A 20,862-nucleotide genomic window follows, 5' to 3' on the forward strand; every position below is an offset into this window, starting at 1 on the left:
TCCCCTGACAAACCCTGCCGACGATCCACCACCGAGATTCAACGACGAGAGCCGCCATGTACGAGCTGTCCCGGGTCCGCCTCTACTCCATCGGTCCCGCCGGTGCGCGCTACGCCGACACCGTGCTCGACCTGCGAGGAGTGGGCGACGTGGTGCCCGACCCCGCGCCCACCCAGGCGGAGTTCTTCCAGGACGAGCCCATCGGCCCGCCGCGCCGCCCCGCGCCCGCGGGCGTGCTGTTCCTGGAGAACGGCGGCGGCAAGTCCGTCCTGCTCAAGCTGATCTTCTCGGTGATGCTCCCGGGCCACCGCAACACCCTCGGCGGCGCCTCCTCCGGCGTCCTGCGCAAGTTCCTGCTCGCCGACGACTGCGGACACGTCGCCCTGGAGTGGCAGCACGTCCTGACCGGCGAGTGCGTCGTCGTCGGCAAGGTCAGCGAGTGGCGCGGCCGCCAGGTCTCCAACGACCCCCGCAAGTTCGCCGAAGCCTGGTACTCCTTCCGCCCAGGGCCCGGCCTCTCCCTGGACAGCCTGCCGGTCGCCGAGTCCACCGCCGTCCGCGCACCCGTGGAGGGCGCCTCCGGGGCACAAGGGCGCAGGCGCACCATGAAGGGGTTCCGGGACGCCATCACCGACGCCGACAAGGCGTACCCGCACCTGGAGGTGCACTGGGAGGAGATCCACGACCGGTGGGTCGAGCACCTCACCGAACTGGGCCTCGACCCCGAACTCTTCCGCTACCAGCGCGAGATGAACGCCGACGAGGGCGAGGCCGCCGGCCTCTTCGCCGTCAAGAAGGACGCCGACTTCACCGACCTCCTGCTGCGCGCCGTCACCGACACCCGCGACACCGACGGCCTCGCCGACCTGGTCGGCGGCTTCGGCAACAAGCTCGGCCGACGCGCCGAACTCATCGCCGAACGAGACTTCACCGCCGGCTCGGTCGACCTCCTCGGGCGGATCGTCGAGGCCGCCGACACCCGCGCGCGCTCGCGCGACGTCCACGCCGCCGCGGAGCGCCGCACCCGCGCACTGGCCCGCCGGCTGTCCGCGCGCGGCGTCCAGGAGCGCGCCCGGGCCGCCGACCTCGCCCAGCGCGTGACGGCCGCCGCCTACGCCGTCACCCACTCCGAGGGCGCCCGAGAGCGCAGCGCCCTCATCGCCGCCGAACTCGCCTTCCGGCACGCCTCCCTGGCCCTCACGGCCGCCGAGAAGTCCGCCGCCGCCCAGAAACGCGAACTCGCCGACGCCCGCACCCTGCACTCCGCCTGGCAGGCCGCCGAAGCCGCCCTGCGCCACCGCGCCGCCTCCGACCGCGTCGCGCGCGTGTCCGCCGCGATCCAGGAAGCCGAACGCGACGCCGCCCCCGCACTCGCCGCGCGCGCCAAGGCCGCCGTCGACCTCGTCCGCGCCCTGCATGCGGCCGCCGAGAGCGCCGAAGCCCTCGCCAACGAGGGCGAGGAGCGCTCCGCCGCCCTCCAGGAGGTCAGCGAGACCGCCTACCGCGACAACACCACCGCCGCCACCGAGGCCCAGCGCGCCCGCAGCGAGGCCCAGCACCTGCGCCAGCGCCTCACCGAGGTCGAGCAGGAGATCGCCGAGGCCGTCCGCGCCGGCTGGCTCGACGACAGCTCACCCGACGCCGACCCCGCGCGCGCGGCCCTCGCCGCCAGCGACGCCGAGAAGAGCGCCGTCGCCGCCTGGGACACCGCCCGCGAGGCCGCCCGCCGGGCCGCCGAGACCGCCCGCGAGACCGCCTCCGCCGAGTCCCGCGCCGAACTGACCGCCGCCCGCGCCGCCGACGCCTCCACAGCCGCCGGACGGTCGTACGAGGCCGAACAGCGCATCGCCGAGGCCCTCGCCGCCGAGGAACGGCTCGCCGAACTCCTCAGCAGCGAACCCCTGTCCGCCGCCGACCTCGACCGGTACGCCGACGAACTGCGCGGACTCCTCGACGACGCCGTCACCTCCGCCGAACGCCAGCTCTTCGACCTGCGCACGGCCGCCGCCGACGACGCCCGCATCCTCGGCGCCCTCGGCGACGGCGGCCTCCTGCCGCCCAGCCCCGACGTCCTGGCCACCGTCGAGTTCCTCGGCGAGCACGGCATCCCCGCACTGCCCGGCTGGCGCTACCTCGCCCAGTCCGTCGACCCCGCCGACCACGCGCGCGTGCTGGGCGCCCGCCCCGAACTCGTCGACGGCGTCATCATCACCGACCCCGGATCGCACGTCCGCGCGCGAGAGGCGCTCTCCGAGGCCGCCCTGCTGCCCCGCTCCACGGTCGCCGTCGGCACCGCCGCCGCCCTCCTCGCCCCCACCCCCTCGGGCCAGGACGACAGCGTCTTCCTCGTCCCGCCGAACCCCGCCATGCACGACGAGCACGCCGCCGACGAGGAACGGCAGGCCCTGCGCGCGCGGGCCACCGCCCGCGACGAGGAGATCCGCTCCCTCGCCGCCCGCCTCGGCAAGGACCGCGAACTGTCCGCACGCCTCGCGTCCTGGCGCACCGGCTGCCCCGCCGGACGGCTCGCCGAGATGGAACAGGCCGCCGAGGAGGCGCGCGCCTTCGCCGAGGAAGCCGAGGCGGAACTCACCGAGGCCCGCGTCGCACGCGCGGAGGCCGAGGAGACCGCCGCCGAAGCCGCCCAGGTCCGCGACGAGAAGCAGGAGGCCGCCCAGAAGGCCCGGCGAGCCGCCGACGCCCTCGCCGGGCTCGCCTTCCGCCTGCGCGAGCGCGCCGGCTGGCAGGTGAGGCTGCGCGAACTCGCCGACGAGGCCACCGAGTCCGAGGCCCGCGCCCAGGCGTGCCTGGAACGCGCCCGCGCCGCCGACGAGGACCGCCGCGGCGCCCAGCGCGCCGCCGACGACGCCCGCCGCACCGCCCGCGCCCTGCGCGCCGAACGCTCCGAGATCGCCGGCGCCCCCGACGACGTGCCCGAGGACGGCTCCCGAACCCCCGAAGCCTCCCTGCCCGCCCTCCGGGAGGCGTACCGGGCGGCCTCGCAGGTCTACGAGAAGGTCGGCGTCGGCGCCGACCTCAGGGCCGAACAGGCGCGCGCGGAGAGCGACGAGAGCGCCGCCCGCGCCGAACTCGACCGCCTCAGCAACAAGGTCCGCACCCGCGCGGAACAACTGCTCCAGTCACCCGACGGCTCCGACGGACCCTCCCGGCAGGCCGCCGCCGCGCGCGCGGAGGAGCTGGTGCAGCTCCTGGAGACCCGCATGTCCACCGCCAGCGAACAGCTCGGCCGGCTGCGCGGCGAGCACGAACGCCTCGCCCCCGAGGAGGGCGAGGAACACACCGACCTGTCCGAGGAACTGGTCCCGCGCGACGCCGAGCACGCCCAGGCGCTGCTGCGCACAGCCACCGCCGAACTCGCCTCCCGCACCGAGGCCCTCGCCCAGGCCCGGGACGCGCACGCCGAACTCCTCGCCGCCCACCGCACCGCCGAGGACGGCGCTAGCGGCTTCGACGAGGTCGCGGCCATGCTCCGCGACCTCCTGCGCGAACACGCCTTCGACGACGACCAGGAGACACCCGAGCCCTACCCCGGCTCCCTGGAGGACGCCCGGACGTCCGCCGCCGAGACCCGGCGCTCCCTGCGCGGCTGCGCGGGCGACCTGTCCGCCGCCGACGCGGCCGTACGCGAAGCGAGCGACGTCCTCGTCCGGCACGCCAACTCCACGCGCTACGAACAGGTGCGCACGCCCGCGCGCCAGCAGATCCGGGAGCTGCCCGCCGCCGCGCTGCCCGAGCACGCGCAGAAGTGGGCCGACGCGTTCGCGCCGCGCCTGCGGGTGCTGACCGACGAACTCGCCCAGCTGGAGCGCAACCGCGACTCCATCGTGGACCGGCTGCGCGGGCTCGTGGAATCGGCGCTGGCGACCCTCAGGTCCGCCCAGCGGCTCTCCCGGCTGCCCGAGGGGCTCGGCGAGTGGTCCGGGCAGGAGTTCCTGCGGATCCGCTTCGAGGAGCCCGATCAGGCGACGCTCACGGAACGCCTCGGCGAGGTGGTGGACGACGCCACGCGGGCCGCCGTGAAGAAGAACTCCGACCTGCGGCGCGACGGCATGTCCCTGCTCCTGCGCGGGGTCGCCGCCGCCCTCCAGCCCAAGGGGGTCGCCGTCGAGATCCTCAAGCCGGACGCCGTCCTGCGCGCCGAGCGGGTGCCCGTCGGGCAGATGGGCGACGTCTTCTCCGGCGGGCAGCTCCTCACCGCCGCCATCGCCCTGTACTGCACCATGGCCGCGCTGCGCTCCAACGACCGGGGCCGCGACAAGCACCGGCACGCCGGCACGCTCTTCCTCGACAACCCGATCGGCCGCGCCAACGCGACGTACCTGCTGGAGCTCCAGCGCGCCGTCTCGGACGCCCTCGGTGTCCAGCTCCTCTACACGACGGGCCTGTTCGACACGACCGCCCTCGCGGAGTTCCCCCTCGTCATCCGGCTGCGCAACGACGCCGACCTGAGGGCCGGGCTGAAGTACATCACCGTCGAGGAGCATCTGCGGCCCGGCCTGCCCCGGGACATCCCCGCGGGGGAGGCCGTGCACACGGAGATCACGGCGACGCGCATGTACAAGCGGCCGGTGACCAGCGGGGCGTAGAGGGCCTGTCCGGGGTCCGGAGCGGCCGGACCGGCAGGCCCCTGCGCTAGCCCGGATCCGCCGGGATCCCAAGCCCCGAACCGGCCGTTCTGCGGGAATCCGGCCCGGAGGAGAACCCCTCCAGGGCCGGACATTCCCTCAGGAGTGCGACAGCTGGCCCGCCCCGCCCTGCTGCCGGCGTATGCGCTCCTGCGCCCGCTCGGCCGCCCGCGCCTGACGGCGGGCCAGCCGGCGTTCGCGGCGCAGGGCCCGTGCCGTGCTGCTGGGGGCGGAGACCACGCCGTAGCGCTGGTTCCACACCTGGCGGGTCACCCAGACGTCCAGGGCGGCCCAGGTGGCCACGACCGTGCTCGCGACGCTGCTGATCACCATGGGGAACGCGAGCCAGGACTCGGCCATGGTGCAGAAGAACGCGACCATCGCCTGGAGCAGCGTCACGGCGATGATCAGGACCGCCCGGACCGCCGCCGTCCGCACCGGATCCGGCATCCGCCGCCGCTTGGCGGGCTCCTCCACCCACAACGGCCGCGCCCGCACCCGCTGTTGCCGTGTGTCTCTGCTCTGCGCCGTGCCCATCACGTGTCACACTCCCCACCGCCGGCCGCCCCCTTGCCCGGTCCGAAGACCGGGTTCCCCAGTGGCTGCCCGGCTTGCGCTCATTTACGCCGCCGAGGTGCGGCATGCCGCCCATGTGGCCGGTTCCGCTCCCCATTCCCGATGAGTAGGACGAACCAGGCGCCCGAAAGATTCCCAAGCGCCGACAAATTCTCGCCAACCCCGGCAGGAAACAGTTTGGCCACGGCCGCGCCGCCGACGCCCGATTCCTGGCGGCAATCTCCCGCAATGCCCGGACAACTCCCCACCTCCCGACCCCGGAGCGGAAGTTCGGGTTCCGGACTGGTCTTCGAGTTGGCTGTGGGTCGGTAGTAGGCTCGCGGCGTTTGTTGACGCACATCCGTACCCCGGTCAGACGGGGTCCGAGCTGGGGGAGGCCATGCGCTTTCGCGGGAAGTCGATCCGCAGGAAGATCGTGGCGCTTCTCCTCGTGCCGCTGGTTTCCCTGACAGCGGTCTGGGGGTTCGCCACGATCCTCACCGGCCGTGAGGCGAGCCGTCTGTACACCGTCTCCTCCCTCATGGAGAAGGTCGGTTACCCCCTGGAGGACACCGTCAGGGTCATCCAGCAGGAGCGCCGCCAGACCCTCGTCTACCTCGCCGACCCCGACGCGGAGAACGCCCTCGCGGCCCTGCGCCGCACGCGCTCGGCGACGGACGAGGCGTTCACGGAGATCCGCGGCAACACCGCCGACCCGGACCTGCGCGACAGCCTCGACAAGGACGACGTCGACGGCCTCACCACCGTCCTGGACGCCTTCGACGGCATCGCCTCTCTGCGCCGCGGCGTCGAGGACGGCACCCTCGACCGCAGCCAGGCCCTCGACCAGTACAACCGCCTCGTCGACCCCTGCTACACGCTCCTGGCCAGGCTGGACGTCGTCGACAGCGTCGAGATGGACAAGCAGTACCGCGCCCTCGTCGCCGTCGCCCGCGCGCGGGAGCTGCTCTCCCGCGAGGACGCCCTGCTCGGCTCGGCCCTCGTCAGCGGCAAGATCGGCCACGAGGAGAGCCGTATCGTCTCCGACCTCCAGGCACAGCGGCAGGTCATCTACGAGATCAGCCTCCCGCAGCTGCCCGAGACGGAACAGGCGCGCTACGAGAGCTTCTGGTCCGGCGCCGGCACCGCGCCCCTGCGCAGCGCCGAGAACGCCGCGATCGACGCGATGGAGGACGGCGGCGTCCCCAAGGGCGTCACCGCCCGCAGCTGGGACACCGCCGCCGGCAGCGTGCTGGACCAACTCGGCACCCTCGACGAACAGGCCAACGACCGCTACCAGGACCGGGTCCGCCCGGTCGCCGTCGAGGTCATCGTCAAGGCCGTCGTCGCCGGCGTCTTCGGCCTGATCGCGCTGCTCCTGTCGCTCTTCCTGTCGGTCCGCATCGGCCGCGCCCTCATCCGCGACCTGCGCCAGCTGCGCCTGGAGGCCCACGAGGCGTCCGCCGTACGGCTGCCCAGCGTGATGCGCCGGCTGTCCGTGGGCGAGCAGGTGGACGTGGAGACCGAGGTCCCCCACCTGGAGTACGACAAGAACGAGATCGGCGAGGTCGGCCAGGCACTCAACACCCTCCAGCGCGCGGCCGTCGAGGCCGCCGTCAAGCAGGCCGAACTGCGCTCCGGCGTCTCCGAGGTGTTCGTCAACCTCGCCCGCCGCAACCAGGTCCTGCTGCACAAGCAGCTCACCCTCCTCGACACGATGGAACGCCGTACGGAGGACACCGAGGAACTGGCGGACCTGTTCCGCCTGGACCACCTCACCACGCGCATGCGCCGGCACGCCGAGGGCCTCGTGATCCTCTCCGGCGCGGCCCCCTCCCGGCAGTGGCGCAAGCCCATCCAGCTCATGGACATCGTCCGCGCGGCCGTCGCCGAGGTCGAGGACTACGAGCGCATCGAGGTACGCCGCCTGCCGCGGATCGCCGTCACCGGCCCCGCCGTCGCCGACCTCACCCACCTCGTCGCCGAACTCCTGGAGAACGCCACGGTGTTCTCGCCGCCGCACACGGCCGTCCAGGTGCTCGGTGAGCGCGTCGCCAACGGCTTCACCCTGGAGATCCACGACCGGGGCCTCGGCATGACCCCCGAAGCGCTCCTGGACGCCAATCTGCGGCTCGCCGAGACCCCCGAGTTCGAACTGTCCGACACCGACCGCCTCGGCCTGTTCGTGGTCAGCCGGCTCGCCCAGCGGCAGAACGTCCGTGTCTCCCTCCAGATGTCGCCCTACGGCGGCACGACGGCCGTCGTGTTCATCCCGGAGGCGCTCCTCACGGACGACGTCCCGGACACCAACGGCATCGGCTTCCGCCTGGACCGCCCGCGCACCCCCAAGGACAAGCGGGAACTCCCCGTCCAGCTCCCGGGGATGCCCGCGCCGGTCCTGGACGGCCCCGTCGAGCTGGAGGCCCCGGTCGGCCTGGACTTCCCGCTGGCCGACGACGACGCCCCCTTCGGCCGCAGGCGTGCCGACCGCGAGCCAGCCCCCGTCGCGGAGCTGCCCTCGCGCCGTACGCCCAAGCTGGTCAGCTCGCACGGACGCCCGGTCGGCGACGACCCGCGCGCGCGGGCGGACGACAACGGCTTCCCGGCGTCCCCCTGGCCGCAGGGCCCCGCCGACTCCCTCACCCCGCTGCCCTCGCGCCGCCGGGGCGCCTCCAGCCATCAGCCCCGCCCCGAGGAGCCCGCGCCGGTCCGCGGCCTCGACACCGCGGCGCAGGGCCCGGGGCCCGACGCCGCGCCGCGCCGGCACCTCGAAGCCGCCCCGGCGGCCCCCGCCCCCGGCACGGGCCCGCTCCCGCGCCGCGTACGGCAGGCCAACCTGGCCCCACAGCTCCGCAACAGCCCCGCTTCGCGCACGGAGGACCGGACCGACCTCGCCGATCGCGACGCAGACCAGGTACGCAACCGCATGGCCTCGCTCCAGCGCGGCTGGCAGCGCGGGCGCGAGGAGAACGCCGAGGGCGACGACGCCTACGGCACAGCACCACGAGGAACGACGAAGGGGGACGGTCGATGACCGCACCGAAGACGAGCGGCCACACGCCGGAGCAGCGCGAGCTGAACTGGCTCCTCGACGAGCTCGTCGGCCGCGTCGCCAGCATCCGCAAGGCCGTCGTGCTCTCCGGGGACGGCCTGCCCACCGGGGTGTCCCAGGACCTCACCCGGGAGGACAGTGAGCACCTGGCCGCCGTCGCCTCCGGCTTCCACAGCCTCGCCAAGGGTGTGGGCCGGCACTTCGACGCGGGCAGCGTCCGCCAGACCCTCGTCGAGCTGGACGACGCCTTCCTGTTCGTCACCGCCGCGGGCGACGGCAGCTGCCTCGCCGTCCTCGCGGACGCGGACTCCGACGTCGGTCAGGTGGCGTACGAGATGACCCTGCTGGTCAAGCGGGTCGGCGTGCACCTGGGCACCGCGCCGCGCACCGATCTGCCGGCCGGCGGGCCAGTGGGATGACATGAGCACAGACGGTCAGGGAACGAAACACTGGTTCGACGACGAGGCCGGCCCGGTCGTGCGCCCGTACGCCATGACGCGCGGGCGCACCAGCAGCCCGGGGCAGCACCGCCTCGACCTCATCGCCGTGGTCGTCGCCGAACCCGACGCGGGCGACCCGGAGGACGACCACACGCTCTCCCCGGAGCACGTGGACATCGTCGGCATGTGCCGCGTCGCCCCCCAGTCGGTCGCGGAGCTCGCCGCGGAACTCGACCTGCCCATCGGCGTGGTGCGGGTGCTCATCGGGGACCTCGTGGCCAAGAAGTTCGTCCACGTGAACCGTCCGGTGCCGCCCGCCGAGCTTCCGGACGAGAGCATCCTGCGCGACGTGATCACCGGCCTGCGGGCGCTGTGAACGGCGCGGGAACGACGGGGTGAGCACGTGAGCGGGCAGCCGCGGCCGGACCGGGGGAGCGGCGTGCCCGCCCCGGCCCCGCGCCGCTGCCGGAGCACCCCGGGAGGCCCGTCGGGTCCGGCCCTCGCGCGCGAGGCCGGCACACGGCCGTACGGCGCCCTCCCGGCCGTGTCCGGGACGGCCCGTCCCGGACCGGTCCCCACTTCTCCACAACTCCTGTACGGTTCCGGAACCGCCCTCCCGCGCGCGTGCGTCGTACAGACGCGGCACAGGACGCCCGGCCCAGCCGTCCCCGGATCCCCGCGACGGCCCGCGGCCGGTCCGCGATCCCCTTCGGCACCGCCGGCGGCTCCGGCGGCAGCGAGAGACCCGGCGGCGCGGGCCACGGCCGACCGCCTCCCCCCATCCCAGCAAGCAGGAGAAGTGAACGATGATCTTCGGGCGTTCTGAGCGCGGGAAGCCTCCGGTCGAGCCCGTCACGCTCAAGATCCTGGTCGCCGGCGGCTTCGGCGTCGGCAAGACCACCCTGGTGGGCGCGGTCAGCGAGATCAGACCGCTGCGCACCGAGGAGATCCTCACCGAGGCGGGCCGCCCGGTCGACGACACCACGGGCGTGGAGAGCAAGCACACCACCACCGTCGCCATGGACTTCGGGCGCATCACCCTGCGCGAGGACCTCACCCTGTACCTGTTCGGGACGCCCGGCCAGGAGCGGTTCTGGTTCATGTGGGACGAGCTGACCGAGGGCGCCCTCGGCGCGGTGGTCCTCGCGGACACCCGCCGCCTGGAGGACTGCTTCGCCGCCGTCGACTACTTCGAACGGCGCTCCATACCGTTCATCATCGGCGTCAACTGCTTCGAGGGGGCGGCCCGTTACCCCGTCGAGGCGGTCCGCCAGGCCCTCGACCTGGACGACAGCATCCCGGTCCTGCTGTGCGACGCGCGCGACCGGCGCTCCGTCAAGGACATCCTCGTCGGCGTCGTCCAGCACGCCATGGACTTCGGCACCCGCCGCCGCCACACCGTCGGGACCTGAGCGTGCGCCCCTGAGCGGCCCGTACCCCCGCCGACCGGGGTACGGGCCGCGGCTCACGAGGGGGTTGTCACTCCTCCAGCCAGCCCAGGCTCCGGTCCACCGCGCGGCGCCAGTTGCGGTACTCGCGCTCGCGTACGGACGCCTCCATGGCCGGCGTCCAGCGCACGTCCTCGCGCCAGTGCGCGCGCAGTTCGTCGAGTCCGTCCCAGACGCCGGTGGCGAGCCCGGCCGCGTACGCCGCCCCCAGGCACGTCGTCTCCGACACGCGCGGGCGGATCACCGGCACGTCCAGGACGTCCGCCTGATGCTGCATCAGCAGCCCGTTGCGGGTCATCCCGCCGTCCACCTTCAGCGACGTGATCCGTACGCCGGAGTCCTGGCGCATGGCGTCCACGACCTCCCGCGTCTGCCAGCTCGTCGCCTCCAGGACCGCGCGCGCGAGGTGGGCCTTCGTGACGTACCGGGTGAGCCCGGTGACGACCCCGCGCGCGTCGGAGCGCCAGTACGGCGCGAACAGCCCCGAGAAGGCGGGCACGACGTAGGCGCCGCCGTTGTCCTCGACGCTCGCGGCGAGGGGCTCGATCTCGTCGGCGCTGCGGATGATCCCGAGCTGGTCGCGGAACCACTGGACGAGCGCCCCTGTGACGGCGATGGAGCCCTCCAGGCAGTACACCGGGGCCTCGCCGCCGATCTTGTAGCCCAGCGTCGTCAGCAGCCCGTGCTTCGACGGCACGGGCCGGCTCCCGGTGTTGAGCAGCAGGAAGCTCCCGGTGCCGTAGGTGTTCTTCGCCTCGCCCGCCTCGTAGCACCCCTGCCCGAACACGGCCGCGTGCTGGTCGCCCAGCGCGGAGGCGACGGGGACGCCCGCCAGCGGGCCGACGGCGGTGCCGTAGACCTCCGCCGAGGAGCGGATCTCCGGGAGCACGGCCTCGGGGACGTCCATCGCGGACAGGACCGTGGGGTCCCACTGGAGGGTCTCCAGGTTCATCAGCATCGTGCGGCCGGCGTTGGTGACGTCGGTGACGTGCCGGCCGCCGTCGGGGCCGCCGGTGAGGTTCCAGATCAGCCAGGAGTCCATCGTCCCGAAGGCGATCTCGCCGCGTTCGGCGCGGTCGCGCAGACCGGGGACGTGCTCCAGCAGCCAGGCGATCTTGGGGCCGGAGAAGTAGCTCGCGAGCGGCAGCCCGGTGCGGACACGGAAACGATCCTGCCCGTCCGCGCCGCCGAGCCGGGCGCACAGGTCGGCGGTCCGGGTGTCCTGCCAGACGATCGCGTTGTGAACGGGTTTGCCCGTTTTTCGATCCCATAAGAGCGTCGTTTCGCGCTGGTTGGTGATCCCCAGTGCCGCGATCCGGTCGGTCCCCAGCCCCGCCTTGGCGAGCGCTCCGGCGACCACCGCCTGCGTGTGCGCCCAGATCTCGGTCGCGTCGTGCTCCACCCAGCCGGGCTTCGGGAAGATCTGCCGGTGCTCGCGCTGGTCCACGGCGACGATCGCGCCGCCGTGGTCGAAGACGATGCAACGGCTGGACGTGGTGCCCTGGTCGATCGCGGCGACATACCGCTCCGTCATGGCTGCCCCCTCAGAAGGCCGCGTCGTGGATGGGCCCGGGACCGGCGCACTTCCCGCCCGGCTTCCGTGACGAGCGCGCCGTCGCATCGGTGGAGCACGGAGAACGCCCACACGGCGGCATGCCGGGACACACCGAGAATGTACGGCGATGTCACCCGACACCGGGAAGTTTTCACCGCCCCTGAGACACCGTCAAGAAGGCGGGCACGGGATGTGTACGAGGCCGGCGGGAGCGCTCGCTCCGAGGCACCGCCCTCACCCCGCGCCCACCGGCGCCGGCCCCCTGCCGCACGGCGTACTCCGCGGACCCCGCCCGCCCGACGACCCAGCTGGCCCCGTGAAGGGCCTTGGCGGCCTTCTTGAGGGGCGCGAGGAACGCGGCGGCATCCCGGGTGGTTCGCGACGCTGCCGGGCCCGCACAGGACCGTGGAGAGCGACAGGGTGACCGGACGGCCGCCCGCCGACCAGGGGGCGCCCAGGACCGGGAGGGCCAGCGCGTCGAGGTCCTCCGATCGGTCAGGACGAGGAATTCGTCGCCCCCGACGTGCCCCACGCGCGTGGCGCCCGTCGCCGCCCGCTCCAGGGCCCGGCCCACCGCCCGGAACAGCTCGTCCCCGGCCGCGAACCCGGCCCCGCCGTCGACCTGTTCGAAGTGGTCGATGTCCAGCCGGCTCAGCGCGAACGCCCGCCCCGCTCCGATCCGCCGGTCGACCTCCCCGGTGATCGCGTCCGGCCCCGGCAGCCGGGTCAGCGGATTGGGCCCGGCCACCTCCTCGACACGCGTCTCGGTGAGCGCCCGAAGCAGATCGGCGAGGCGTACGACGCCCACGCAACGCCCCGCGCGGTCGACGACGGCGACGTCGTCCGAGGCCCGGTCCGTGCCGCCGACCGCGACGACGTCCAGCACCTCCCAGGCGGTCGCGCCGACCCCCACGACCCGCGGCGGATCACCCGGTCTCGCGGCGGGCCGGTCGGCGTACAGGGCGTGCCCGTAGCGGCCCGACATGGTCAGCAGGAACCACGAGCAGTGCACCGACCGCACCGGCGCCCCCGCGCGGTCCACGAGCAGCCCCCCGGACACCTCCGGAGACCCGGTCAGCAGCGCCCGCACCTGCCCGGCCGACGCGCCCGCCGGCAGCGGCGCGGCGGGCCGCACGAACTCCCGCGCCGACGGCCCGCCTGGCATCGAGGGAGCGCGGCGACACGTACACGTCCGCGACGGACAGCCACGATGGCGGCGCGAACAACTCGCCCTGCGCCCACTGCGCGCCCGCCGCGAGCGCAGCCCCGTACTGCCGCTCGGTCTCCACGCCCTCGACCACCAGCAGCGCCCCCAGCCTGTCGCACAGGGTCCGCATCGCCGGAGAGCATCCGTCCAGAGGCTCACGGCAGCGTTGACGTGCCCGGCGCGCGCCCGCGCGCAGTTCATGAGACGTTCACGCGGGTTTCCGGCCAAAGTGCGCCCCCTCAGGTTCCTGCGGGCCCGCTGCTGCCGAAGGCCGTTCCAGCGCCCCCGGGGGCGCTCGCTCACCGCACGGCCACCACCGCCGACCCGTGCCCGAACAGCCCCTGGTTCGCGGCGATCCCCACGCGCGCGCCCGCCACCTGCCGCTCCCCGGCCTCCCCCCGCAACTGCCAGGTCAGCTCGCACACCTGGGCGATCGCCTGCGCGGGCACCGCCTCACCGAAGGAGGCCAGCCCGCCGCTGACGTTCACCGGCACACGGCCGCCGGGCGCCGTCCCACCGTCCCGCAGCAGCTTGGCCCCCTCGCCCTCGCCGCACAGCGCGAGGTCCTCGTACCACTGGAGCTCCAGGGCCGTCGACAGGTCGTACACCTCCGCCAGCGACAGGTCCTCGGGCCCGATCCCGGCCTCCTCGTACGCGGCCCGCGCGATGGACGCCCGCAGCGACTCACCGGACGGCTCGGCGCCCGCCGCGGAGTCGGTGGCGATGTCCGGCAGGTCCAGCACCTGCGTGGGGTAGCGGGGCGTCACCGTCGACACCGCGCGGATCCGCACCGGCCTGCCCCCGCCGTGCCGGCGCGCGAACTCCGTCCCGGCCAGCACCAGGGCGGCGCCGCCGTCCGAGGTCGCGCAGATGTCCAGCAGCCGCAGCGGGTCGGCGACCACGGGGGAGGCGTCGACCTCCTCGGGCGTCACCCGCGCGCGGTAGCGGGCGTTCGGGTTCAGGGCGCCCAGGGCGGCGTTCTTCACCTTGACCCGGGTGAAATCCTCCAGAGTGTCGCCGTACAGGGCCATGCGCCTGCGCGCGTACAGACCGAAGTAGGCCGGGTTCGTCGCCCCCAGGAGCCGGAAGCGCAGCCAGTCCGGGTCGTCGGGGCGGTCGCCCCCGGGTGGGCGGAAGAACCCCTTGGGCGCGGCGTCGGCGCCCACCACCAGCACCACCCGGGACAGGCCCGCGAGGATCCGCGCCCGCGCCACGTCGATGGCCTGCGCTCCGGACGCGCACGCCGCGTACACGCTCGTCACGCGCGCCCCCTGCCAGCCCAGCGCCCGCGCGAACGTCGCCCCCGCGACGAACCCCGGATAGCCGCCGCGCACCGTGTCCGCGCCGACCACCGCGTCCACGTCCCGCCAGTCGAGCCCCGCGTCGGCGAGCGCCGCCCGCGCGGCCGTCACGCCGTACTCGGTGAAGCCGCGCCCCCACTTGCCCCAGGGGTGCATCCCCGCGCCGAGCACCGCCACCTCCGCCGTCATGACCCCACCTCCACCGGCCGCCAGTTCCACGTCGTCCACACGCCCTCCCCGTCCTCGCTCAGCACTCCCGCCACCACCTCGACCTCCGTCCCCACCGCCAGCTCCCCGACCCCCACCCCGGGCGCCGCCTGCCCCAGCACCACCATCCGCTCCGCCGCCAGCTCTACCGCGACCAACGCGTACGGCTCCCACGGAAGTTCCCGGTCGCTCACATAGGGTGACGGCGGCCGGTAGCGGCAGTCGGTGTACGACCAGACCCGGCCGCGCCGCGAGAGGGGCACCTCGACCAGCTCACCGCCCTCGCAGCCGGGGTTGCGGCAGTGGACGTCCTCCCGGGGGAAGAACACCGACGCGCACGCGCCGCAGCGCGTCCCGAGCAGCCTGAAGTCGTCCCCGTGCCCGGTGAACCAGCCGTCCACCGCGGGCCTGCGTTCGCGTGTCACGCGACCTCCCCGCACCCTGATCTGACGGAACGTCAGGAGTGTGGCACGCCCGCCCGCAAATGGGCAGGGCGCCGCCGGGGAAGTGTGCACGGCATGAGACGACCCCTTCGTGCCACCCTCACCGCGCTCGCCGCCCTGCTCGCCACAGCCCTCGCCCCCACCACGGCCACGGCCGGCACCGAACCGAAGGCCCCCGCCGACTTCGTCGCCCTGCGCGCGGTGGACCCGACGATCCGCCAGGAGATGCGCTACACCACCGCCCACAACTTCGTCGGCGAGCGCATCGACGGCTACCGCGAACCCCTGTGCATCCTCACCCGCCCCGCCGCCCAGGCACTCCACCGCGCGCAGGCGCGACTGCTGCGCAAGGGCTACACCCTCAAGGTCTACGACTGCTACCGCCCGCAGCGCGCGGTGGACCACTTCGTGCGCTGGGCCGAGGACCTCGACGACCAGGCGATGAAGGCCGAGTTCTACCCCCAGGTCGACAAGACCCGCCTCTTCACGGACGGCTACATCGCGGAGAAGTCCGGCCACAGCCGGGGCTCCACCCTCGACCTCACCCTCGTGAGACTCCCCGCCCTCCCGACCCGCCCCTACGTCCCCGGTGAACCCCTGGTGTCCTGCCGCGCACCCCAGAGGGACCGCTTTCCGGACAACTCCGTCGACATGGGGACCGGATTCGACTGTTTCGACACCCTCTCCCACACCCTCGACCCGCGCGTGCGGGGCGCCCAGCGCGCCAACCGGCTGCTCCTGAAGAGCACCCTCGAAGACCTCGGTTTCGTGAACCTCGCCGAGGAATGGTGGCACTACACCTTCAAGCCGGAGCCCTACCCGGACACGTACTTCGACTTCCCGGTGGCCACCGCATCGCTCACCAGGGGGGATTGACACCGGTCGACGAGACGCCCTCCCCCCGATCGGATACAGTCCGCCGCGTGTCACAAACTCAGCACACCACTTCGAACTCCGCACGGGACAGCCACTGTTCGAGCTGCGGAGCCCCCTACGGGGAGGGCGTCACCGGCTGGCCCCGCATCTGCCCGGCCTGCTCCACCGTGCACTACCGCAACCCCCTGCCGGTCGGCATCGCCCTCCAGCCCGTGTACGACACCCTGGGCACCGCCCTGGTCGTCATCCAGCGGACCGTTGAACCCGCGCGCGGGGGCATCGCCCTGCCCGGCGGCTACGTCGACGACCGCGAGGACTGGAAGCACGCCGTCGTCCGCGAGCTCAAGGAGGAGACGGGCATCGACGCGGCGAGCCGCGACGTCCGCCTCGCCGACGCCATGAGCTCCCCCGACGGCCACCTGCTCCTGTTCGGCCTGCTCCCCGAGCGCCCCGCCGACCGCCTGCCGGCCTCCGCCGCGACCGACGAGACGGACGGCTGGCAGCTCCTGCGGCGCCCCGAGGAACTCGCGTTCCCGCTGCACACCGTCGCCGTACGGGCCTTCTTCGAGGGCCGCTACATCTGAGCCCGCGGCTCGCCCAGACCCCGCAGCCGCACCGGGTGGGACGGTTCGAGCACGCCGTCGTCCTCCCGGTCCTCACGGCTCTCCCGCTCGACGACGACCCGCGGTCCCTCCCAACGGGTGACGTACCACTCGATCTCCGGCTCGTCCCAGCCGTCGCCCGCGTCCCGCACCACCAGGCCGCCGCCCGTCCGCCCCCGGGCGGGCGCCCACACCTCCAGCTCCAGGCCGCCGTCCGCGCCCCGCACCGGGATCACCGCACCCGCGCGCGCGAGCACCGGGATCCGCCCGGCCGGCGCCTCCACCAGCACCTGCCCCGGCCCCTCGTACGCCCGCTCCGTCGCCGTGTCGTACCACCGCCCCCTCGGCAGCCGCACCGCGCGCCGGTCCACGCCTGGCCCCAGCACCGGGGCGACCAGCAGACAGTCGCCCAGCAGGAAGGCGTCCTCGCAGTCCCGCAGCTCCCGGTCCTCCGGCGCACCCCACCACAAGGGGCGCGCGTACGGTGCCCCGGTCCGCCGCGCCAGATGCGCCAGCGTCACGAAGTACGGCGACAGCCGCCGCCGCTCCAGCAGCGCCTCGCGCGCGTGCGCCAGCACCTCGGCACCGAACTCCCACGGCTCCCGGCGCCCCGCCCTGATCGCCGCGTGCGTACGGAACAGCGGCAGATACGCGCCGAGCTGGAACCAGCGCAGGTACAGCTCCGGCGAGGGACTCCCGTCGAAGCCGCCGATGTCGGGACCCGAGTACGGGATCCCGCACAGCCCGAGACCCAGCACCAGCGCCAGCGACGCCCGCAGCCCCGGCCAGCCCGTGGAGACGTCCCCCGACCAGGTCCCGCCGTACCGCTGCAGGCCCGCCCAGCCGGACCGGGAGAACAGGAACGGCCGCTCCTCGGGCACCAGCGTCCGCAGCCCCTCGTAGGCCGCCCCGGCCATGCACAGCGCGTACACGTTGTGCGCCTCGCGATGGTCCCCGCCGCGCCCCTCCAGGGCGTGCCGCGCCGAACGGGGCAGCGTCGTGTCCCCGAACGCCGCGAACGACGTCGGCTCGTTCATGTCGTGCCAGAACCCCGAGAACCCCAGCGCCAGCCGCTCCGCGTACAGCTCGCCCCACCAGACGCGCACCCGCGCGTGCGTGAAGTCCGGGAACACCGACTCCCCGGGCCACACCACCCCGCGCACGACCCGCCCGGAGGCATCCCGCACGAACGCGTCCAGCGCCACCCCCGCGTCGTACACCTCGTTGCCGGGCTCCGCGCGCACCGCCGGGTCGACGATCGACACCAGCCGCACCCCGTCCCGCCGCAGCTCCTCGGCGAGCTGCGGCAGCTTCGGGAACCGCTCCTGGTCGACGGTGAACACCTGATGGCCGTCGAAGTGGTCGATGTCCAGATGGACGGCGTCCAGCGGCAGCCCGTGCTCCCGGTAGCCCGCGACGATCCGCCGCACCTCCTGCTCACCGCCGAACCCCCAGCGCGCGTGGTGGTACCCGAGCGCCCAGGACGGCGGCAGCGCCGGCGCCCCCGTCAGCGACGCCCAACCGAGCAGCACGCGCGCGGGCGTGCCGACGACGACCCAGCAGCGCAGCGGACCGCCCTCCGCCCGCACCTCGCACGACCCGCCCCGGTCGTGCCCCGAACCGGCTCCCTCCTCGCCCTCCCGGAGCGTCACCGTGCCGTCCCACGACGTGTCGTGGAACACCATGTGCGTGCCCGCGTCCGCGACGACCACCTGCACCGGCATCGTCAGGTACAGCGGATCGTCCCCCGGCCCGAACGAGCCGCCCGGATCGGTGTTCCACAGCCGGTACGTCCCCGCGCGCAGCCGCGGCCCCTGCGCGCGCCCGCCGAGCCCGAAGAACCGCGCGTCCGCCGCCACCTCCGAACGCTGCATCCAGCGCGCGGGCCCCCCGTCCACCGGATCCCACCAGCGCGGCGGCAGATCACGCCGCAGCACCACACCCCCGGGCGTGCACACCTCGATCGCGCCGTGCCGCGACACCGACACCGTCACCCGTTCCGCGACCACCCGCCAGCCGCCGTCCTTGTCCGGCTCCAGCACCGCGCGCGGGTCGGGCTCCGGTGCCCCCGCGAGCGCGTACGACGGCTCCGGCTCCGCGCCGTCCCAGCCCCAGAACACCGCCCCGTTGACCGCCACCATGATCCGCAGCTCGGACCGCTCGAACCGCACGACGCCCCCGCCGGGCCCCGGCCGGGCCTCCCGCACGGCCCCGGGCACCCGCGCCCGCTCCGCGCCCCGCGGCGGCAGCCCGGAGGCGTCCGCGCGCCTCCTGCGCCACGCCGCGCGTACGGTGCGCAACCGCTGGGCCGCCCCCACCGACGAACCCGCCACTTTCCTCGAACGCACCAGGTCACGACCGTCCATGCTGCTCACCCTGCCACTTGTCGCTCCCCGCGCGGGTGCCGTTCAACTTCCGTTCACCCGCGACGGGATCAGGACGTCACGACACCGCCGAGGCGGGGCGCACCCTGGTGCAGAAGTCGATCACATGGCATCGTCCGTGTCAGCCGCCGCCCTCACGCGCACAGCCCGGGAGCCGCCCCATGTCGACCCTGAACCCTCGGCCGCTCTGGCAGCCGGACGCCGAGCGTATCGCCCGCGCGAAGGTCACGAAGTTCCAGGTCCGGGCGGCCGAGCGGCACGGCGCTCCCGCGGCCGGCGGCTATCCCGCCCTGCACGCCTGGTCCGTCGCCGAACCCGAGGCGTTCTGGACGGCCGTCACCGAGTGGTTCGACGTCCGCTTCTCGACGCCCTGCACACGCGTGCTGGGCGACCGCACGATGCCCGGAGCCCAGTGGTTCCCCGGCGCCACCCTCAACTACGCCGAACACGCCCTGCGCCACGCCGCCGTCCGCCCGGACGAACCGGCCCTCCTGCACGTCGACGAGACCCACGAACCCCGCCCGGTCACCTGGTCCGAACTGCGCCGCCAGGTCGGCTCCCTGGCCGCCGCCCTGCGCCGCCTCGGAGTGCGCCCGGGAGACCGCGTGAGCGGCTATCTCCCGAACGTTCCGCAGGCGGCGGTCGCCCTGCTCGCCTCGGCCGCCGTCGGCGCCGTATGGACCTCCTGCGCCCCCGACTTCGGCGCCCGCAGCGTCCTCGACCGGTTCCAGCAGGTCGAACCGGTCGTCCTGTTCACCGTCGACGGCTACCGCTACGGCGGCAAGGAGCACGACCGCCGCGAGACCGTCGCCGAACTGCGCCGCGAACTGCCCACCCTGCGCGCGGTCGTCCACATCCCCCTCCTGGGCACCGAGACACCCGAGGGAGCCCTCGACTGGGCCTCCCTCACGGACGGCGACGAGGACCCCGTCTTCGAACAGGTGCCCTTCGACCACCCCCTGTGGGTCCTGTACTCCTCCGGTACGACCGGCCTGCCCAAGGCGATCGTCCAGTCCCAGGGCGGCATCCTCGTCGAACACCTCAAACAGCTCGGCCTGCACTGCGACCTGGGCCCCGAGGACGTCCTGTTCTGGTACACGTCCACCGGCTGGATGATGTGGAACTTCCTGATCTCGGGCCTCCTCACGGGCACGACGGTCGTCCTGTACGACGGCAGCCCCGGATACCCCGACACGGGCGCCCAGTGGCGCGTCGCCGAACGCACGGGCGCCACCCTCTACGGCACCTCCGCCGCGTACGTGATGGCCTGCCGCAAGGCCGGCGTGCACCCCGCGCGCGACCACGACCTCACGCGCGTGCAGTGCGTCGCCACCACCGGCTCCCCGCTGCCCCCGGACGGCTTCCGCTGGCTGCACGACGAGGTCGGCGCCGACACCTGGATCGCCTCCGTCAGCGGCGGCACCGACGTCTGCTCCTGCTTCGCCGGCGCCGTCCCCACCCTCCCGGTGTACACGGGCGAACTCCAGGCGCCCGGCCTCGGCACCGACCTCCAGGCGTGGGACCCCGAGGGGCGTCCGGTGATCGACGAGGTCGGCGAACTCGTCGTCACCAACCCCATGCCGTCCATGCCGATCCGCTTCTGGAACGACCCCGACGGCAGCCGCTACCACGACAGCTACTTCGACACCTACCCCGGCGTCTGGCGGCACGGCGACTGGATCACCGTCACCGCGCGCGGGTCGGTGATCATCCACGGCCGCTCCGACTCCACGCTCAACCGGCAGGGCGTACGGATGGGCTCCGCCGACATCTACGAGGTCGTCGAACGCCTCCCCGAGATCAAGGAATCCCTGGTCATCGGCGTCGAACAGGCCGACGGCGGCTACTGGATGCCGCTCTTCGTGCACCTGACACCCGGCTCCGTCCTCGACGAGAACCTCCTCGGCCGCATCAAGGGCGCCCTGCGCGAACAGCTCTCCCCGCGCCACGTCCCGGACGAGGTCATCGAGGTCCCCGGCATTCCGCACACCCTCACCGGCAAGCGCATCGAGGTCCCCGTCAAACGCCTCCTCCAGGGCACCCCGCTGGAGAAGGCCGTCAACCCCGGCTCCATCGACAACCTGGACCTCCTGGGCTTCTACGAGGACCTCGGCCGCAAACGCGCCTGAGAACGCCCCTGACGGCC

At 73.9% G+C, this 20,862-nt stretch carries 13 protein-coding genes and 1 pseudogene; 8 read left to right on the plus strand and 6 right to left on the minus strand.

Going from position 1 to position 20,862, the window contains the following annotated elements; translation table 11 throughout:
* Window positions 1-56 precede the first annotated feature (56 nt).
* Window positions 57-4,607, plus strand: a complete 4,551-nt coding sequence (locus tag ACLZOT_RS43130) for a hypothetical protein (protein WP_416974695.1) — start codon at window positions 57-59, stop codon at window positions 4,605-4,607.
* 138 nt (window positions 4,608-4,745) lie between these two features.
* Here ACLZOT_RS43130 and ACLZOT_RS43135 read toward each other — a convergent pair whose 3' ends face one another.
* Entirely contained in the window at window positions 4,746-5,183 is a 438-nt protein-coding gene (locus ACLZOT_RS43135) for a hypothetical protein (RefSeq protein ID WP_416974696.1), read from the minus strand.
* A gap of 418 nt (window positions 5,184-5,601) precedes the next feature.
* Here ACLZOT_RS43135 and ACLZOT_RS43140 point away from each other — a divergent pair, with 418 nt between their 5' ends.
* The 4 genes from ACLZOT_RS43140 to ACLZOT_RS43155 all read left to right on the plus strand — a co-directional run bounded on the left by ACLZOT_RS43140 (window position 5,602) and on the right by ACLZOT_RS43155 (window position 10,105).
* Complete coding sequence (locus ACLZOT_RS43140) at window positions 5,602-8,235, plus strand: nitrate- and nitrite sensing domain-containing protein (RefSeq protein WP_416974697.1); 2,634 nt, start codon at window positions 5,602-5,604, stop codon at window positions 8,233-8,235.
* Window positions 8,232-8,672 carry a roadblock/LC7 domain-containing protein gene (locus ACLZOT_RS43145; protein ID WP_416974698.1) on the plus strand — a complete coding sequence of 147 codons (441 nt, stop codon included), beginning with the start codon at window positions 8,232-8,234 and terminating at the stop codon, window positions 8,670-8,672. The genes ACLZOT_RS43140 and ACLZOT_RS43145 overlap by 4 nt, the downstream gene beginning before the upstream one ends.
* A gap of 1 nt (window position 8,673) precedes the next feature.
* Entirely contained in the window at window positions 8,674-9,069 is a 396-nt protein-coding gene (locus ACLZOT_RS43150) for a DUF742 domain-containing protein (RefSeq protein WP_416974699.1), read from the plus strand.
* 430 nt (window positions 9,070-9,499) lie between these two features.
* Window positions 9,500-10,105 carry a GTP-binding protein gene (locus ACLZOT_RS43155; RefSeq protein ID WP_055720161.1) on the plus strand — a complete coding sequence of 202 codons (606 nt, stop codon included), beginning with the start codon at window positions 9,500-9,502 and terminating at the stop codon, window positions 10,103-10,105.
* Window positions 10,106-10,172: 67 nt separating this feature from the next.
* On the opposite strand, the gene glpK is transcribed toward ACLZOT_RS43155, so the two are convergent.
* The 4 genes and pseudogenes from glpK to ACLZOT_RS43175 form a co-directional block, all read right to left on the minus strand.
* A complete protein-coding gene (gene glpK, locus ACLZOT_RS43160; RefSeq protein ID WP_416974700.1) occupies window positions 10,173-11,675 on the minus strand; it encodes a glycerol kinase GlpK in 1,503 nt (500 codons plus the stop codon).
* 172 nt (window positions 11,676-11,847) lie between these two features.
* Window positions 11,848-13,036: pseudogene (locus tag ACLZOT_RS43165) on the minus strand (diguanylate cyclase domain-containing protein); the annotation flags it as partial.
* Between the two features lie 166 nt (window positions 13,037-13,202).
* On the minus strand, window positions 13,203-14,393 hold the full coding sequence (locus ACLZOT_RS43170) for a lipid-transfer protein (RefSeq protein WP_416974715.1): 1,191 nt from the start codon (window positions 14,391-14,393) through the stop codon (window positions 13,203-13,205).
* The gene (locus tag ACLZOT_RS43175) at window positions 14,390-14,836 is read right to left on the minus strand and encodes a Zn-ribbon domain-containing OB-fold protein (protein ID WP_416974701.1); all 447 of its coding nucleotides are present in this window, start codon (window positions 14,834-14,836) and stop codon (window positions 14,390-14,392) included. Before ACLZOT_RS43175 ends, ACLZOT_RS43170 begins: the two co-directional genes overlap by 4 nt.
* A 93-nt stretch (window positions 14,837-14,929) precedes the next feature.
* Between ACLZOT_RS43175 and ACLZOT_RS43180 the strand changes: the two genes are divergently transcribed.
* Both ACLZOT_RS43180 and ACLZOT_RS43185 read left to right on the plus strand, forming a co-directional pair.
* Entirely contained in the window at window positions 14,930-15,730 is an 801-nt protein-coding gene (locus ACLZOT_RS43180) for a M15 family metallopeptidase (RefSeq protein WP_416974702.1), read from the plus strand.
* Window positions 15,731-15,777: 47 nt separating this feature from the next.
* Window positions 15,778-16,314 (plus strand): NUDIX domain-containing protein, encoded by a 537-nt coding sequence (locus tag ACLZOT_RS43185; protein ID WP_416974703.1) that lies wholly within the window; start codon window positions 15,778-15,780, stop codon window positions 16,312-16,314.
* On the opposite strand, the gene ACLZOT_RS43190 is transcribed toward ACLZOT_RS43185, so the two are convergent.
* Window positions 16,305-18,698 (minus strand): TIM-barrel domain-containing protein, encoded by a 2,394-nt coding sequence (locus ACLZOT_RS43190; protein ID WP_416974704.1) that lies wholly within the window; start codon window positions 18,696-18,698, stop codon window positions 16,305-16,307. The two genes, ACLZOT_RS43185 and ACLZOT_RS43190, sit on opposite strands and share 10 nt — an antisense overlap.
* A gap of 179 nt (window positions 18,699-18,877) precedes the next feature.
* On the opposite strand from ACLZOT_RS43190, the gene ACLZOT_RS43195 reads away from it, so the two are divergent.
* Complete coding sequence (locus ACLZOT_RS43195) at window positions 18,878-20,845, plus strand: acetoacetate--CoA ligase (protein ID WP_416974705.1); 1,968 nt, start codon at window positions 18,878-18,880, stop codon at window positions 20,843-20,845.
* Window positions 20,846-20,862: the final 17 nt, after the last annotated feature.

Source organism: Streptomyces sp. 4F14, from assembly GCF_048159485.1.
In the GTDB taxonomy this organism is placed as follows: Bacteria; Actinomycetota; Actinomycetes; order Streptomycetales; family Streptomycetaceae; genus Streptomyces.

What these genes read in the sequence shown, in the direction of transcription:
- ACLZOT_RS43130 (WP_416974695.1), top strand. Translation starts at nt 57, where the DNA reads ATGTACGAGCTGTCCCGGGTCCGCCTCTACTCCATCGGTCCCGCCGGT.
- ACLZOT_RS43135 (WP_416974696.1), bottom strand. Translation starts at nt 5,183, where the DNA reads ATGGGCACGGCGCAGAGCAGAGACACACGGCAACAGCGGGTGCGGGCG.
- ACLZOT_RS43140 (WP_416974697.1), top strand. Translation starts at nt 5,602, where the DNA reads ATGCGCTTTCGCGGGAAGTCGATCCGCAGGAAGATCGTGGCGCTTCTC.
- ACLZOT_RS43145 (WP_416974698.1), top strand. Translation starts at nt 8,232, where the DNA reads ATGACCGCACCGAAGACGAGCGGCCACACGCCGGAGCAGCGCGAGCTG.
- ACLZOT_RS43150 (WP_416974699.1), top strand. Translation starts at nt 8,674, where the DNA reads ATGAGCACAGACGGTCAGGGAACGAAACACTGGTTCGACGACGAGGCC.
- ACLZOT_RS43155 (WP_055720161.1), top strand. Translation starts at nt 9,500, where the DNA reads ATGATCTTCGGGCGTTCTGAGCGCGGGAAGCCTCCGGTCGAGCCCGTC.
- glpK (WP_416974700.1), bottom strand. Translation starts at nt 11,675, where the DNA reads ATGACGGAGCGGTATGTCGCCGCGATCGACCAGGGCACCACGTCCAGC.
- ACLZOT_RS43170 (WP_416974715.1), bottom strand. Translation starts at nt 14,393, where the DNA reads ATGACGGCGGAGGTGGCGGTGCTCGGCGCGGGGATGCACCCCTGGGGC.
- ACLZOT_RS43180 (WP_416974702.1), top strand. Translation starts at nt 14,930, where the DNA reads ATGAGACGACCCCTTCGTGCCACCCTCACCGCGCTCGCCGCCCTGCTC.
- ACLZOT_RS43190 (WP_416974704.1), bottom strand. Translation starts at nt 18,698, where the DNA reads ATGGACGGTCGTGACCTGGTGCGTTCGAGGAAAGTGGCGGGTTCGTCG.
- ACLZOT_RS43195 (WP_416974705.1), top strand. Translation starts at nt 18,878, where the DNA reads ATGTCGACCCTGAACCCTCGGCCGCTCTGGCAGCCGGACGCCGAGCGT.